The sequence below is a fragment of the Acinetobacter sp. 24-47-39 genome (assembly GCF_056783825.1).
Map to the genome: position 1 here is coordinate 143,089 of NZ_JBWYIP010000004.1, position 15,080 is coordinate 158,168.

13 protein-coding genes are annotated in these 15,080 nt (G+C 40.1%); 1 reads left to right on the forward strand and 12 read right to left on the reverse strand.

Annotated features, from left to right (window positions below; translation table 11 throughout):
- Nucleotides 1-250: 250 nt before the first annotated feature.
- Nucleotides 251-1,141 carry a metal-dependent hydrolase gene (locus AC1M9C_RS05735; protein WP_481586738.1) on the forward strand — a complete coding sequence of 297 codons (891 nt, stop codon included), beginning with the start codon at nt 251-253 and terminating at the stop codon, nt 1,139-1,141.
- 32 nt (nt 1,142-1,173) lie between these two features.
- Here AC1M9C_RS05735 and AC1M9C_RS05740 read toward each other — a convergent pair whose 3' ends face one another.
- The 12 genes from AC1M9C_RS05740 to AC1M9C_RS05795 form a co-directional block, all read right to left on the reverse strand.
- Nucleotides 1,174-1,566 (reverse strand): Na+/H+ antiporter subunit G, encoded by a 393-nt coding sequence (locus AC1M9C_RS05740; protein ID WP_481586739.1) that lies wholly within the window; start codon nt 1,564-1,566, stop codon nt 1,174-1,176.
- A 9-nt stretch (nt 1,567-1,575) separates the two neighbouring features.
- On the reverse strand, nt 1,576-1,851 hold the full coding sequence (locus tag AC1M9C_RS05745) for a monovalent cation/H+ antiporter subunit F (RefSeq protein WP_035263999.1): 276 nt from the start codon (nt 1,849-1,851) through the stop codon (nt 1,576-1,578).
- Nucleotides 1,848-2,372, reverse strand: coding sequence for a Na+/H+ antiporter subunit E (locus AC1M9C_RS05750; protein WP_481586740.1), 525 nt, complete (start codon nt 2,370-2,372; stop codon nt 1,848-1,850). The genes AC1M9C_RS05745 and AC1M9C_RS05750 overlap by 4 nt, the downstream gene beginning before the upstream one ends.
- Nucleotides 2,373-4,184 (reverse strand): monovalent cation/H+ antiporter subunit D, encoded by a 1,812-nt coding sequence (locus AC1M9C_RS05755; protein WP_481586741.1) that lies wholly within the window; start codon nt 4,182-4,184, stop codon nt 2,373-2,375. It lies immediately after the preceding gene.
- Nucleotides 4,184-4,549 carry a Na+/H+ antiporter subunit C gene (locus tag AC1M9C_RS05760; protein ID WP_035264007.1) on the reverse strand — a complete coding sequence of 122 codons (366 nt, stop codon included), beginning with the start codon at nt 4,547-4,549 and terminating at the stop codon, nt 4,184-4,186. Before AC1M9C_RS05760 ends, AC1M9C_RS05755 begins: the two co-directional genes overlap by 1 nt.
- 3 nt (nt 4,550-4,552) lie before the next feature.
- Entirely contained in the window at nt 4,553-7,390 is a 2,838-nt protein-coding gene (locus AC1M9C_RS05765) for a monovalent cation/H+ antiporter subunit A (protein WP_481953358.1), read from the reverse strand.
- Between the two features lie 314 nt (nt 7,391-7,704).
- Nucleotides 7,705-9,072, reverse strand: a complete 1,368-nt coding sequence (locus AC1M9C_RS05770; RefSeq protein WP_481953359.1) for an AAA family ATPase — start codon at nt 9,070-9,072, stop codon at nt 7,705-7,707.
- A 27-nt stretch (nt 9,073-9,099) separates the two neighbouring features.
- A complete protein-coding gene (locus AC1M9C_RS05775; RefSeq protein ID WP_481586744.1) occupies nt 9,100-10,593 on the reverse strand; it encodes a UvrD-helicase domain-containing protein in 1,494 nt (497 codons plus the stop codon).
- A 163-nt stretch (nt 10,594-10,756) separates the two neighbouring features.
- Nucleotides 10,757-11,539 carry a bifunctional phosphoribosyl-AMP cyclohydrolase/phosphoribosyl-ATP diphosphatase HisIE gene (hisIE, locus tag AC1M9C_RS05780; RefSeq protein ID WP_092767251.1) on the reverse strand — a complete coding sequence of 261 codons (783 nt, stop codon included), beginning with the start codon at nt 11,537-11,539 and terminating at the stop codon, nt 10,757-10,759.
- Nucleotides 11,540-11,630: 91 nt separating this feature from the next.
- Complete coding sequence (locus tag AC1M9C_RS05785) at nt 11,631-12,716, reverse strand: patatin-like phospholipase family protein (protein WP_481586745.1); 1,086 nt, start codon at nt 12,714-12,716, stop codon at nt 11,631-11,633.
- A 58-nt stretch (nt 12,717-12,774) separates the two neighbouring features.
- Nucleotides 12,775-14,394, reverse strand: a complete 1,620-nt coding sequence (locus AC1M9C_RS05790) for an ABC1 kinase family protein (RefSeq protein WP_481586746.1) — start codon at nt 14,392-14,394, stop codon at nt 12,775-12,777.
- Nucleotides 14,395-14,413: 19 nt separating this feature from the next.
- Nucleotides 14,414-15,070: a ubiquinone biosynthesis accessory factor UbiJ gene (locus tag AC1M9C_RS05795; RefSeq protein ID WP_481586747.1), complete on the reverse strand. Its 657-nt coding sequence runs from the start codon at nt 15,068-15,070 to the stop codon at nt 14,414-14,416.
- Between the last annotated feature and the right edge of the window lie 10 nt (nt 15,071-15,080).

Sequence of the window (15,080 nt, forward strand, 5' to 3'; positions counted from 1 at the left end):
CGGTAGGATTTTTCATTTATATGCATGACTTGTTTGACAATCTCCTGTTGAATATTCAAAAGTATCCAATTCAAGAACTATCTTAAGAATCATGTAATTAAATTAAAAAAGAGAATGGAGTTGTAATTTAATTTGCGACTTTATTGGCAAAAAATATAATTTATTTGTCTGTGTGGTTATTTTTGCAATATTAAATCTGATTTATTCTGACAGTATGAATAAGAAATGCTATATCCATATAGGCTCTAAAATGACAACTACACAAATCGCCAAAGATAAATCTTATTTAAATCGTCCAAAAGCGATTGGGATTACCGTACGACGTTTAAATTATAATCCTAAAGCCATTCGACGCCATTTTTTCGCGAATTCTCCTGTCATGTCACATTTGTTGACGGCACTTTCTTCTACCTTTCCAATTGGTGAACAATTCTTTGTTCATAGTGTTCGAAATGTACGAGATAAAGTGAAAGATGACAAATTACAAGCACAGATTGCAGCATTTATTGGTCAAGAAGCGATGCATTCAAAAGCACATGCGGAATTTAATGACGCTTGGCGCCGTGATGATTATCAACTTGACAACTTTCAAGCATGGTTAGCGCGACGCGATGAATTTATTCGTACTACCCATCCAAAATTGCAGTTAGCAATTACCTGTGCTTTTGAGCATTTTACAGCGTTATTGGGTGGTTATATTCTTCGTCATCCTGAAGTCCTGTCGACCTTAGATGAAGATGCAACTAAGCTTTGGGTGTGGCATGCTATTGAAGAAATTGAACATCGAGCAGTTGCATTTGATGTCTATCAAGCGGTATACAAAGATACCAAAGTGCGCCGCAATATTATGCGTAGCGTAACCACAGGTTTCGCAAGTCTTACATTTTATTCAGCGACTCGATTATTTTGGCAAGATCGTCGAAAAAGCTTACCGAAGGTCAGTGGAAACTTATATGGTATTTACCTGATTTCTAAAATGATGATCGAGCTAATTCCAGAATATTTATCATATTACAAAGAAGATTTTCATCCTTCTGAAATTGACTATACGGATATCGTGAATCATTGGAAGGCAAAATTAGCTGAAGAATATCAAGTGGAAGGCTTCCAAGAGCATCCCCAACCTGTACTATATAGCTAACAAAAAAACCTAGCGAAAGCTAGGTTTTTTTATTACTTAGATGAGTCTTGATTAAACTGACGCATTCTTCTTTGGCGCTGCCAAGGGAGAGGGCGGTCTAGTGCTTCGGGGACATCGCCTGATGTAGAGCGTAAACGTAAATGTAATGCAGCTTGTGCAATTAAATTTGCCGATACAGGCGCCGTAATAAAGGCAAGTAATGTAATCAGTAGTTCAGCAAACCCAAAGCGACTATGAAAAGCTGAATAAATCATAGCTGCTATTAAAAAACTACCTAAGCCTAGTGTGCTCGACTTTGTAGGGGCATGCAGACGCATGAATAGGTCAGGCAATTTCACCATTCCAATTCCACCTACAAGTGTAAAAAAGGCACCATTGATCAGGAAGAAGGAAACTAAGATTTCCATGATGAGCTGAGTATTCATATTGTTCTCCTAGTCCACCACATGGCCTGTCGTAAAATAACGAGCCAATGCTGCTGTGGATACGAATCCAAGCATTGCCACCAACAATGCACCTTCGAACAATGAAGTACTTGCCCAAAAAATTCCAAGTACCACGACCAAGCAGGTTGCATTCAGAAATAAAGTATCTAGTGCGAGTAGTCGATCTACCATAGAAGGACCAATGACTAAACGCATTAAGCAGAGCAGCATTGAAATCGTAATTCCAATCAAACTAATTCCCAATGCATAAAGTAAGATCGTCATGCTGAATCTCCTTGTTTCACATGGAAAATCGCCATAAGTGGTGCTTCATAGCGTTGTTTGATTTCCAAAATATCAGCTTCGGGATCATCTGAGTTAATTGAATGGACCAAAATGTCACCGCGTTCTTGGTCGATTCCAGCACTGACTGTGCCAGGTGTAGTCGTAATGATCATTGCCAATAAGCTGTTGACCTGATCATGATCAGTATCTAATGGAACACGATACCACTTGGGATGAAGACGGTCAGTTGGTCCAAGCACTTGCTTAGCGACACGGATATTACTGATGATAATGTCCCAAAGTACGACCAAAATTAATTTGCACGCTAAATCCCAATGAATATTGGGTGTGCGAACGATAAAAGGTTGTACCAATTTTGGGATGACTAAACCAATCACAATGGCAACTAAAATATCAAAAAACTGAGCGCTTTGTGCCAGCATTAGCCAACTTATTCCCACAATCACAGAAACAAAAGGATGCGGGAAAACTCGATCAAATAGAGAGCTCTTTTGTATCATTTACTGCTCCATCGGTTGAAGCTTAGATTGGGCTTCTTCAGGTTGTCGCTGGTTCAATTCTTGTTCTTTGATTTGACGGCGCTTGAACTCTGAGATGTGTTCGCCCTCAAGTGATTTTTCACTTATAACATGTGGAATATAATGTGCATTTGGGTCTGCAAACTCTCCGCCGTATTTTGTTTCTGGAAGATAATTGGGATCAAATGGTTGTACACTAATTACTTCACCACGTTCATCCATTTTTAAAACAGCAGTAATATATTGTTCTGAATCATTTAACTGATTTGCAGTTTGTTGAATATACTGTGTGACTGGATGAGCAAATATCACATAAGCGATTAAACTTATAATAAAGACAAAAATTGTGGTGTCATTACGTGGAGGTGCCTTGCTTGGTAACTTTTGATATTCATGATAAGACTCTTGATTAGGGTCATTTTCTGGTACAGTTGAACGCCATAAAATAACGAATCCTAAACGAGTGAAAGCTATGATACTAAGCAAGCTCACAATCAGAATGACAATAATAATGAGCAATTGATAGCTAGATACAGAGGCCGCTTGAAGGATAAATACTTTTCCAAAGAATCCACTGAAGGGTGGAAGCCCTGCCATCATGAGTGCAATAATGAAGAAGCAAATCGAAACTAGCGTCTGCTGTTTCATGATTGGTGCGATTTTTAGATGATCTTTGAATGCACCACGCTGCGAAGTAATCCAACCGCATAGCAAGTAGAATGCAGCGGCAATAATCGTACTATGCACGAGGTAATATAGCGCTGCAGCCCAAGCATCTGCAGTCATCAGAGAAAGGGCGATTGCAATCGTTCCTATAGACGATAGGATCATGAAACCAACAAAACGACGCATTCGCTCTGCACCAATCGCACCAATTACACCATAAATAGTCGTAATTAAACCAATTGGAAGCAGCCAAGTGCTGAGAATTTCTCGCGAAAGCTCATCGGTGAATACGGTTCCATTCACACGTAAAATTGCATAGATACCCACTTTGGTCATGATGGTGAATAATGCGGCTACAGGGGTCGTGGCGACGGCATAAGTTTTAGGTAGCCATAGTCCGACAGGGAGGATTGCAGCCTTGATACCAAAGACTACAAACAGCATTAATCCGCCTGCAACTGCCATATTGTACTGATCACCTTCAAGTGTACGTACAATTCGACCCACATCAGCCATATTCAGGCTACCAGTATTACCATAAATCATCCCTAAGCCAATCAAAAAGAATGCAGACGCTAATAGGTTGATCGTTACATAGTGAATACCAAGTTGGAAACGTGCTTTGCCTTGACCATGTAGAAGCAATACATATGAAGCCATCAACAGCACTTCAAAGAAAACAAACAAGTTAAATAAGTCGCCTGTTAGAAATGCACCACATAATCCCATGAGTAAAAAATGGCTCATTGCATGGAAATAGCGTCCACGTTCATCCCATTCTTTACTTGCAAACCAAATAATTGGTGTCGCAAGAGCATAGGTGAGCACGAGCATAAAGGCTGCCAAACGATCTAGTACAAGTACAATGCCAAAAGGAGCTGACCACTCGCTTAAACTATACACATAGATCTGACCAGAGTTCGCCTGAATTAAGTAAATGATTGCAGTCGCTAAACCAAGAAAAACCGATGTTAAACTGATTCCACGACGCCAAGGTTGACGCCAGTCATGCGCTAAAGATCCTGAACCTGGATTACCCAATAGCACTAAAATAAATGCAGTAAATGTCGGAATTAAAATACTTAAAATTGGCGAGTGGGTGAGCCATAAATCATAAAAATTCATCATTAAGGCTCATCCTCTCTTGGGTCTGTATTGATTATTTCTTCTTTAGAGTCAACATGATCAGTACCCGATTCATAACGACTTCTCAATGCTAGTTGCACGATAAAAGCAGTTGTGGCAAAACCGATTACAATTGCCGTTAATACAAGTGCTTGAGGTAATGGATCTGTAACTTGAGTGGCATTGGTTAAAATAGCAGGTGCATTGAGGTGGATTCTCCCCATAGCGAATAAAAACATATTCACTGCATAGCCAATCATGGCCAAGCCTAAGACCACAGGGAAAGTGCGGGCACGCAAAATCAGATAAATACCAGTGGCAACCAATAATCCAATAGCGGAGGCGAGTAAAAATTCTAAACTAATCATTCTTTACTCCTTCGGTACAGGGCCGGTGATGCTTGAGTTGCGTGAGTCGCCTAAAACGGAAATCATGAGCATTGTTGCACCAACGACTGTGACATAGACACCAACATCAAATGCTGCAGCAGATGGCAAATGCATTTTTCCGAGAATGATCGGCTCTACATAAATATGAGCACTGGTCAGGAATGGTCGACCCCAGAACCACGCAGCGACCCCAGTCAGACCAGCAATAGTTAAGCCAGTACCAATCCAAATTTCATAAAGACGCCCAGACTTTGCTCGTAAGAGTTGTTCTGTGTGATCTTGACCTAGCGCAATGTACTGAATCACAAGTGCCATGGATGTAATAAGACCTGCGATAAAGCCACCCCCTGGAAGATTATGTCCGCGTAAGAAAATATATAAGCTGACGACTAAGGCAATCGGAAGAACCCAAGATGCGGTCATTCGGAACATCAACGGTGATGGATTAAAGCGATAGGTTAAGCCTTGTGTAATGGTCGTACCATGAGCACGCATTCCATCCATTAAACACAGTGTCCCAATCGCAGCAATACCCAGTACTGTGATTTCACCAAAGGTATCAAATCCACGGAAATCAACTAAAATTACGTTCACAATATTTGAACCACCACCGAGCGGTAGAGATTGTTGAACAAAGAACCATGAGATTGAATTGTGATCGCGCGTCAGAATCATCCAAGTGATCCAGCCGATTCCTAGACCTCCGATGATTGCAATCACCGCATCTCTCCAACGACGAGTGCGTGAAGATTCATAAGGCGTAAGTTGTGGTAAGAGAGACAGACTCATCAGAAGTAAAACAGTTGTGACAACATCGACTGTGATTTGTGTGAGTGCGAGGTCTGGTGCTGACATCGTAACAAAGACCATCGTCACGACAAGACCGATTGCTCCACTGATAAGAACGGCTTTAATGCGTTCATGGTGAAACCAAAGCATCATCCAGCACGCTGAAAACAGTAATAACCAAAGTACGATTGCAACCAATGGTGCATGCGTCAGTTCGCGTGTACCTGCATAAATACCTTGACCAATGAGTGGAATGGAGACTAAAGCAACAGCAAAAATTAATATCCACAATAAATAGTTTTGTAGAGAACCTGTTTCTGTTGCTCTTTTTAATTTTCGCGAATTTAAGAGCAAATGTTTGAGAAAGAGATCAAACAGGACTTTACCTTGAAGTTTGCCAAGTATTGGATCAAGGTCAATGTCACGAATTCTACTGTTCTTCGCAAGACTAAAATAAAAGAGAATACCGCCAATCAGTGCAATCGCACTCATCAATAAAGGCACATTAAAGCCATGCCAGATTGCTAGATGTACGCCTTCAAAAGCTGGAAGGTTGGTGCTTGCTCGTGCACCAGCATTAACGATATCGCCTACTAAGAGCGCTGGTAATAGACCCACTGCAATACATAATGTAGCTAATAAAATTGCAGGTGCACGCATACCAATTGGTGGTTCATGCGCATCTTTATTTGGAATCGCTTTGCCTAAATCACCATCAAAAAATACGCCATGAACTAAACGAACGGAATACGCGACAGCAAACAAACCTGCGAGTGTTGCAATAATTGCTGCGAAGACACCTATACCACCCGAGAGATTCGCTAATAGTTCAGTAAAGAACATTTCTTTAGATAAGAATCCATTGGTCAGTGGTACACCAGCCATTGATGCCGCGGTAATCATGGTTAAAGTGGCTGTAAATGGAAGTAACTGCCATACACCACTGAGTTTTCGTAAATCACGTGTACCTGTTTCATGGTCGATAATACCAGCGATCATGAATAATGCAGCTTTAAAGGTCGCATGGTTAATGATGTGAAAAATAGCTGCAGCCACAGCGAGTGGTGAACCAATCCCCAGTAAGCAAACGATCAAGCCTAAATGACTAATGGTGGAGTAGGCAAGCAAACCTTTCAGATCTTCCTTAAAAATGGCAAAGAACGCGGCCATACATAAGGTAAATAAACCAATGAATGTGACGAGGTTATGATACAAAGCAGAACCAACAAAGATCGGCATTAAGCGCGCCAGTAAGAAAATTCCGGCTTTCACCATTGTCGCTGAATGCAAATAAGCTGACACGGGTGTCGGCGCAGCCATTGCATTTGGCAACCAAAAATGGAAAGGGAATTGAGCACTTTTGGTGAATGCACCTAAAAGAATAAGGAGCAAGGCTGGCACAAATAAATGACTCGATTGAATCTGCGCCGTCATATTGAGGATTTGATCAATTTGATATGTGCCAGTGATTTGACCTAAGAGAATAAAACCACCGAGCATGGCTAAACCACCCATACCCGTGATGGTTAAGGCCATTCTTGAGCCACGCTGTGCGGCTTCGTAGTTACTCCAATAACCCACTAAAAGAAATGACGAAATACTGGTCATTTCCCAAAAGACAAGAAGAATAAGTAAATTATTAGAAAGTGAAATGCCGAGCATAGCGGCCATGAACAGCATCAGTAAGAAATATAGCTTACTTAGAGAGTTTTTATGATTTAAATAATAATAAGCATAAATATAAATGAGCGTCCCAATCCCTGTAATAAGGAGGGAGAAGATCAAGCCTAATGCATCAAGTCTAAAGCTTAAGTCGATACCAAACTGTGGTAACCATGACCAATGTTCAGAGAGGACTTGACCTTGAAAGACGTCTTTGGCTTGAGTCAGCAACAAGATAAAACTTGCTAAGCTGACTCCAATTGCCCCTAATGCTGTCGCCCCGCGAGAGATTTTTTGCAGCCAGAGGACAAGAAAAGTGCCAAGTATTAATGGTAACAATATAATAATCGGTAGCACACTCGTATCCATAGAGTTGTAGGCCGGAACCTATGATGAGTTTTATCTTTCAAAAGCTTGAGGATGGCAAAGAGTCATCCAACTACTTAAACTTTGAAAGCCGAACGAATTTTAAAAACAAAAACAAGTTGTGTTGCGCAACTTGGAAAGCTAATGCAAAGAAATAGACATTTTTTGATTAAAAAATGAATGAGTAGATTTTATTACATGTATAAAATTACATCAAACTTTTTAGCTACACAATTCAGAATTATAGCGAAAAAAAGCTTAAATTTCTGTTTAAATTGAGTGAGTCATACCCGATTAATTCATCTAATTCCAATCAATTAGGGTGATGAAATACTTGATAAATCCCCAGCTTGGAGATACTCAATAAAGCGCTGTTTTTCTGACACTGATAAATTTTTGAAGTATTCAAACAAACGCAAGCCATCAAGCGTATCAGTAGATCGACTCACTTCAGTGATTTGATCATCTTGTAAATCATTAGCCATGAGTTGAGCAAATAGTTCATCATATTGTTCCCTGATTTGGTTTTGTTCTACTTCAAAAATTTTTCGATTTTCTAACTTAAAATGTTGTACATCTACTTCATTGTTTAAAATCAATTCAGAGCATGCAGATGCGATAATTTGAATTTGTGGGAATGCTTCATGCAAACGGCTGAGTACGTTTTGCACAAAATCTTCATCTACTTGAGCATCAATATTGTCAATTAATAGAATGCCTTCACCATCAAGGCATGGGTCAATACTATGAGGATTCAGGAGACAAAGTCGTCTGACAATATCACCTACTAAACACAACCATTGACGATACGAATTAGATAATTGCGAAAAAGGAATTTCTTGACCATTTTGTACCAGCATCAATTGGATCTTGGGCGTGTATTCAATATAAATGTCACTGATCGATGGGAATAATGTCTGGATGGCTTTCTTGAGTGCTTTGAGTGATGGTAGTTGCATCTCTGCTTCAAGATTCAATAATTTTGCAACTAAATCCTCTTGGTCATGATGAGAGGATAATTTTTGATTGGTTTGAATTTTTTGAAAAACTTGTGCTAATCGTGCATTTTCGATGTCGCTAATTTCACGAAACCATTCGAAGAACCGAGCAAAGGTTGTATAAGGGAGTGCTGCAAGTTCATAGGCTGCGTGTGTTTGTAATACAGCAGGATTATTTTTGCTTAGCAAATTCACTTCGTTGATAAAGCGATCAGAAGGATAGTAGGCCACCATAGGCATGCCTTGAGCAGGATCTTGTTTGATCGCTTGTTGATAAAGATGAACGAGTGATTCTAATTGAGTCGTTAGCGCTTTACTATGACCTACACCTTTACTGGTTAATGTTTTATAGAGTTGCCATTCGCACAAACCATCTTCATTGTGTTGCACAGTCGCAGCCTGTTCAATAGATCCAATATCCGTGGGATATTGAACACAAATATCTATTTTGGCTTGAATGTGTTTGTGCTTAATATCAGAATCAAGCATGACTACACCAGCGGTTCTTAAATCTTTGGCACGTGCAGCAAACCACGTTAAAGCTTGATAAATATTTTTAATAATCGCAGTTTTACCAGAGGCCTGATCACCTAAAATAATAGATATTGGTCGTTGAGTTGGATCAAATTTAATTTTTATATCTGAAAAATGATAACAGTGACGTAACTGAATAGATTGAACTTTCATATTTTGCCTGCAACTTATCGTAGGGGATTATGCTGTTGCTTTCGTTTTAATCGTGGATTTAAGTTTGAGTTGTTGTATTAAATCATAAATATGATGAATATTTAAGCTGCTTTTTGCTCGTGTACATGCAACATAAAGTAAACGTAATTCTTCATCGCTAATTTTATGTTCTAGTCCATTAATTTTAAATTGGTAATCATCTTCTAAATGCACACGATTCCACTCTAAACCTTTGGCTTTATGAGCGGTTGAGATTACATAGTCCGCTTGTTCAATCGGTGTGATTTTGGCAAGAGCTCGTTTGAGTGGATCTGTACCATGTTCATCAACCAATTTAACCAAAGGCTTGATGTCGCTACCATCATTTGTTTCACAATATTCATGCACATCATGCCAAGAGTTAAACCAAGCTAACTCTGGAACGTCCGTTACTCTTTTACCTTGTTTAAGTAAGCTTGCAGCGTCAACAAAGCGATTTAATTTCGCATGATCGGCTTGCAGGCTCACTTTGTCCCCTTGAACTAATCCTGAGAGTAAAAGTTCCATCGCGCGTGCGTTAGTACGGCATAAAATCGCATCTCGCATTTTGGTATGAGGCTTGTTGACGACTTTTGATTGGAGTTCGGGGTTGCCAATCAACGGAACAGTCTCATTGAGTGCGCCTAATAAGTGATTAGCAACTTCAGCGATATCATCACCAAAACGGAATGAAGTGGTTAGGCGCGATTCGGGTAAAGGCATTTGTTGCATTGCATTGACTGCCCCACGCCATGCATAAATTTGTTGATGTGCATCGCCGACATAGATGACTTGCGTACTTTTTTGCTTGAGTAAAATCCCTAGCATGAGTGGGTCAGCATCCTGTGCTTCATCAAACAATACATAGTCTGCGGGTATAAAAGGATCTGATAAAGCCCATAATTTGAGATAGATATCATGCCCAATGCCAGCCTGATGATTAGGGTCGATTGATTCTAACCAACGACGTTCGACTGCAGGATAGAGGTGTTGCTGTAATACCGCAATATCGTCAGCATGTAGCCAACTTGGTGCTTGAATATGTCGGGGTGCAGGATATTGCGAGCTTGTTGAACAGAAATAACTAACAGCATTAGCAACTAAGCCCGCCAAACGACTAGGCATAAGCGCATATTTTTCGTAACGCCCCCCCATGAGTCGGCGTAATGTGATGGGTTGCAAACGGTATTCTTTGGCAATAAAGCTCGGGCTCAAGCGTGGGAGTCTAAGTTTATCTGTCACTCCACGTGGAACGCTTCGAAATGCTAAAGAGTGGAATGTACGACAATCCACGCGCTGATGAAATTTTTGTTGAGCCTCGCTGGCAATCGCTTTGTTAAAGGCAAGATACATACCGCGACGCTGTTGCATCGCATCACTGACTAATTTAAGCGTTGTTGTTTTACCTGTACCTGCATAGGCAATCACTTTGAAGGATTGACCAGATTGCGCTTGTTGAATCGCAATTTCTTGTTCTAAGGTAGGTTTGACAATGACAGACACAGGTTGATAAATCTTCAATGGTTTTAAAAATGATCAGTGAGTATAGCAAGAATTTACAAAGGGGAGAGTTCAATCTTCTTCTTTTTGGATGGGGAGTCTTCGGCGACTTAAAAAGCCGAATTAAATAAAAAAGCCATGTTTGAACATGGCTTTAAAGAGTAAATTAATGCGTGCGATTTGCTTTTTCAACAAGTCCTGACAGACCCTGACGTCGTGCAAGCTCATTTAAAACGAGTTGAATATCAAGATCGAAGTAACCCAGCATCACTATGGTATGGAACCAAACATCAGCAACTTCATAAATTAAATCATTTTGGTGATCCAGCGTCGCTTCTTGTTTGAAATCTTTAGCAGCTATTACCGTTTCAAAACTTTCTTCACCAATTTTTTCAAGTATTTTATTAAGACCCTTATGATAAAGCTTTGCCACATAAGAAGAGTCAGGATCTGCAGATTTACGTTCTGCCATCATTTGACCAAGATAATGTAATACATCGACTTGCTCAGCTTGAGCTGTTGATGCATTCATCACTTTACTATGCGCATTCTCAGACTTTTCGCCATAAATTTGGTTCGGATCTTTCAATTGAGCGTCTACAATTTCCCAACCGTTTGATGTTAAGCGGCGATAAAAACATGATTCACGTCCCGTATGGCAAGCAATGCCACCATGTTGCTCAATTTGAAGAACGATCACATCAGCATCACAATCTAAACGAATTTCATGCACAGTTTGGAAGTGACCTGATTCTTCGCCTTTATGCCACAATTTGCTGCGTGAACGAGAGTAGTAAACAGCTTGATTTTTTTCTGCTGTAAGTGCCAAAGACTCACGATTCATCCAAGCCACCATCAACACTCGACCTGTTTGATGATGCTGAGCAATGGCAGGGATTAAACCTTGTTCGTTAAATTTTACTTCATCGAGCCATTGCGTATTGTTCATAAGGATTTCACCAGAATTAAATGAGACACTACAAAATTGTAGGTCATTAGTTTAAGCGAATAAATCTTTGTAGGGGAGAGTAGAAATTAATTTATTTAAGATCTTGCATGTATTCTTCAAAGTTTTGCTTATGGATCATTTCTAGGAATGCATCCCCTAATCGTTGACTTTCAGCTACAGACTGTTTCCAAAGCTCGATTCGTTTTTTTTGATCAAGCCCTTTCAGTGTGAAATCTTTGCGATCAGGAAGACGTCCTAAAGGAAGTGATCTTAAATAAGACTCAGAGGGTGAAATCAATACGGTTCGTGCTTGATATTCAGCATTAGATCTACGTTTTTTGAGGAACTTATCGAACCAACCTGGTGTTATTTGATCTGTAAAATGAGGGTAGAGGACAATCCCATGACTCGGTAAAGGTAGATCGATATGATAATCAATTAGCCCGCCATCACGATAAGCAGCGACATCTGCACCATCGATATTTCTGACCGCCGGCATCACAAATGGAATGGATGCAGATGCCATTAACCAATCTTCTAAATTTTTTTCAGTCAACGCATAATCAAGGTGTTCGAATTCATTTTTGATGAGTGAAAGTCGTGAAGCGTTGTGTGGTTGAGCAATTGTACGTTGCATGAAGTGTCCAATTTTAGCTCTCGAAAAAGTATTGAGACCGATAATGCCAGCGACTGCACGGGCAAGCATAAGAGGATGATCACTTTGAAAATTTTTCGATGACTTTACTGCCAAAATAGCCAGATGGTAGTCGGGATGATCAATAATTTGATTGGTTTTACCTTGAAGGAGGGCTTTAAGCATGCCGCGACAGACGTCTCCAACTTCAATAATATTCATCTTAGGTCGAAATTCAAGATGGGTATATAACTCTGCTAATTTGGATGTGCCTGCTTGTGCACCATGCGCTGCAATACTTGCAAAACGCCAACTCCCAATGGATGAGCCAATTAAAGTCCGTTTTTTGGGTGCTTGAGCAAAGAACTCACCAAAAACAGCTTGGTCCAATCCTTGAATTCCAATACCTTTGGGACCACCTGCTGCTCCAGGAACAAAATCAACCGCACTGGCTTGTAAACCTTGTTCTTGAATGATCTTTTTTGCTTTATAACCTACATGAATATTCAAGCAAGGTTGAGTGTTCTTGAGGATATGTGTCATAAGCAATTCAGCGACTAAAACCTATTGAAGTAGTAAGTTTTGACATGAGATAGTGAACTTATTTCACCATACGCCAAATGGCAATAAAGGATGCCAATACAATTAAAATCATGGAGATAAACCATGGTGCGATCACAGCAATTGAGAGCAGAATTGCGATTACACTTCCGAAAATCCAACTACGCTTTTGCTGATGCTCCATTTGCAAGCGCAGCGTTTGAAGTTCATTCAATTGTTTAGCATGCCATGCAGACTGATTTTTTAAACCGTTAAGACTGTCAATCAGTAAAGTCGGTAAATCCTGAGCGCCCAATAACAAGTCTGGGATTTTTTGTCCCAATTCTTTAATATTTTTTTGAGGATTCATTTGGGCTTTAACCCAATCCGTTAGAATTGGCTTTGCTAACTTCCAAATATCTAATTCAGGATAAAGGTCTGTACCTAAGCCTTCAACATGCACTAAGGTTTTAAGCAATAACATCAGTTGCGGTGGGATTTCTAAATGAAAACGTCGAGCGATGTCCATCACTTGGATCAATATGCCTGCGAAATCTAACTCATGCATCGGTTTTGAAACCATAGGTCCCACTGTACGACGCATTTCACGTGCTAAAGCATCTTGATCCGTGCCTGGTGGAATCCAACCTGCTTGATGCACAATCTGAATCAATTGCATGAAATCACTGTTCATGACTGCCAGCAACATACGTGCTATCGTCATTTGATCATGCTTGGAAAGCTCGCCCATGATGGCGCAATCGAGCGCAATAAATCTTGGGTTTTGTGGATTAATCGTTTCTACGAAAACATTACCCGGATGCATATCTGCATGGAAAAAATTATCGCGAAACACTTGAGTAAAAAAGATTGTTAAGCCTTTTTCTGCTAAGTCTGCACGATTCATTCCTAAACGATCAAAGGTCGCAGTATCTGAGATAGGCACACCAGTGATACGCTCTGCCACCATTACATCCGAACTATCCATATACACTTCAGGCACATACATCATGCTTGAGCCAGTAAAATAATGGCGCATACGTCGTGTATTTTCGGCTTCAAGAGTCAAGTCGAGTTCATTTAAAATAATTTGACGATAATCTTGAATAATTTCAGATAGATGTAAAGCACGGGCAGCTTCTAGCCTTTTTTCTAAATAGTGACCAAGCCATTCTAAAATTTCAAAATCTTGAATAATTTGAGCACGTATATTTGGGCGAGTTACTTTCACGACAACTTCACGACCATCGTGAAGAGCAGCGGTATGTACTTGGGCAATTGAAGCAGCAGCTAGTGGCTTATCATCGAAGCGCGCAAATAATGTGGAAACATCTGCTTTAAGTGAATCTTGAATTCTTTGCTTAGCCACTCCAAGATCGAAAGGTTTAACACGATCTTGTAATAACACCAATTGTTGTAATATTTCTGGTGGAATTAGATCGCGACGCGTAGAGAGGAGCTGCCCTAATTTAATTGCGAGTGGCCCCATTTCTTCTAAAGCTTCTTTAAGCTTTAAAGAATTTTTACGTTCTCGACTAGAAAGTGCAGCAGGATGCAAACGTATAAGATTCAGCAGGGGACGAACCTTTGCAGGAATATCTTCCGCAGGAACCAACGTGTCGAGTCTATAGTGCGCAGCTATACGCCAAAGTTCGATTAAACGTCTAATGTGCGGAATCATATATGCAATTACCTGAAATCTACGAAGGGTTAAATTTTGATTTTAAAAGCTGAATTTTTGCTTCTAGTCGATCAATATCTTGATTAAGCTGGCGAGTTCCATGGAGAAGATCGTCCATTTGCCAACGTGGTGCGAATAGTCCAGTATCTTCTTTTAAAAAGTCTTCCGCAAAAAAAAGATGAGATTGAAGAGACTTAATTAAATGTTGTGGTGCTAATTGAACCTTGCCGATTTGACTTGCAAGATTAGGTCCGATCCAATCACTCAATTGCGAAGCGAGGTCTGGCTCAGCATTTTGTATAATTTTTTGAATGTCTTGCAGAAGGCGATAGTCACCTTGAACAGGGATATTGCCAATGTCATCTGCTAGAAATAATTTGCACAATTCGACCACATTATTAACATGCAATGTGGAATCTGCTTCAGTAATCGTTTGAGCTTGCTCCCAAGGTCGCTGTTCGAAAATAGAGGGTTGAGTGCTATGACCTGTTACTGTTGGTTCTAAACGAACTTTATTTTCATCAAAAAACACATCAACGGAAAGCTGTGGTGTATCAATCACAACACGAAGCATTTTCCCTTGTAATTGGTTAAATTGGATACGAGTAATCGCATCCAAATTAATCCAATGATGTATGGTTTTTTCAACTGCACCCAGTGCTAAGATTGACCACATGACGAAGTGC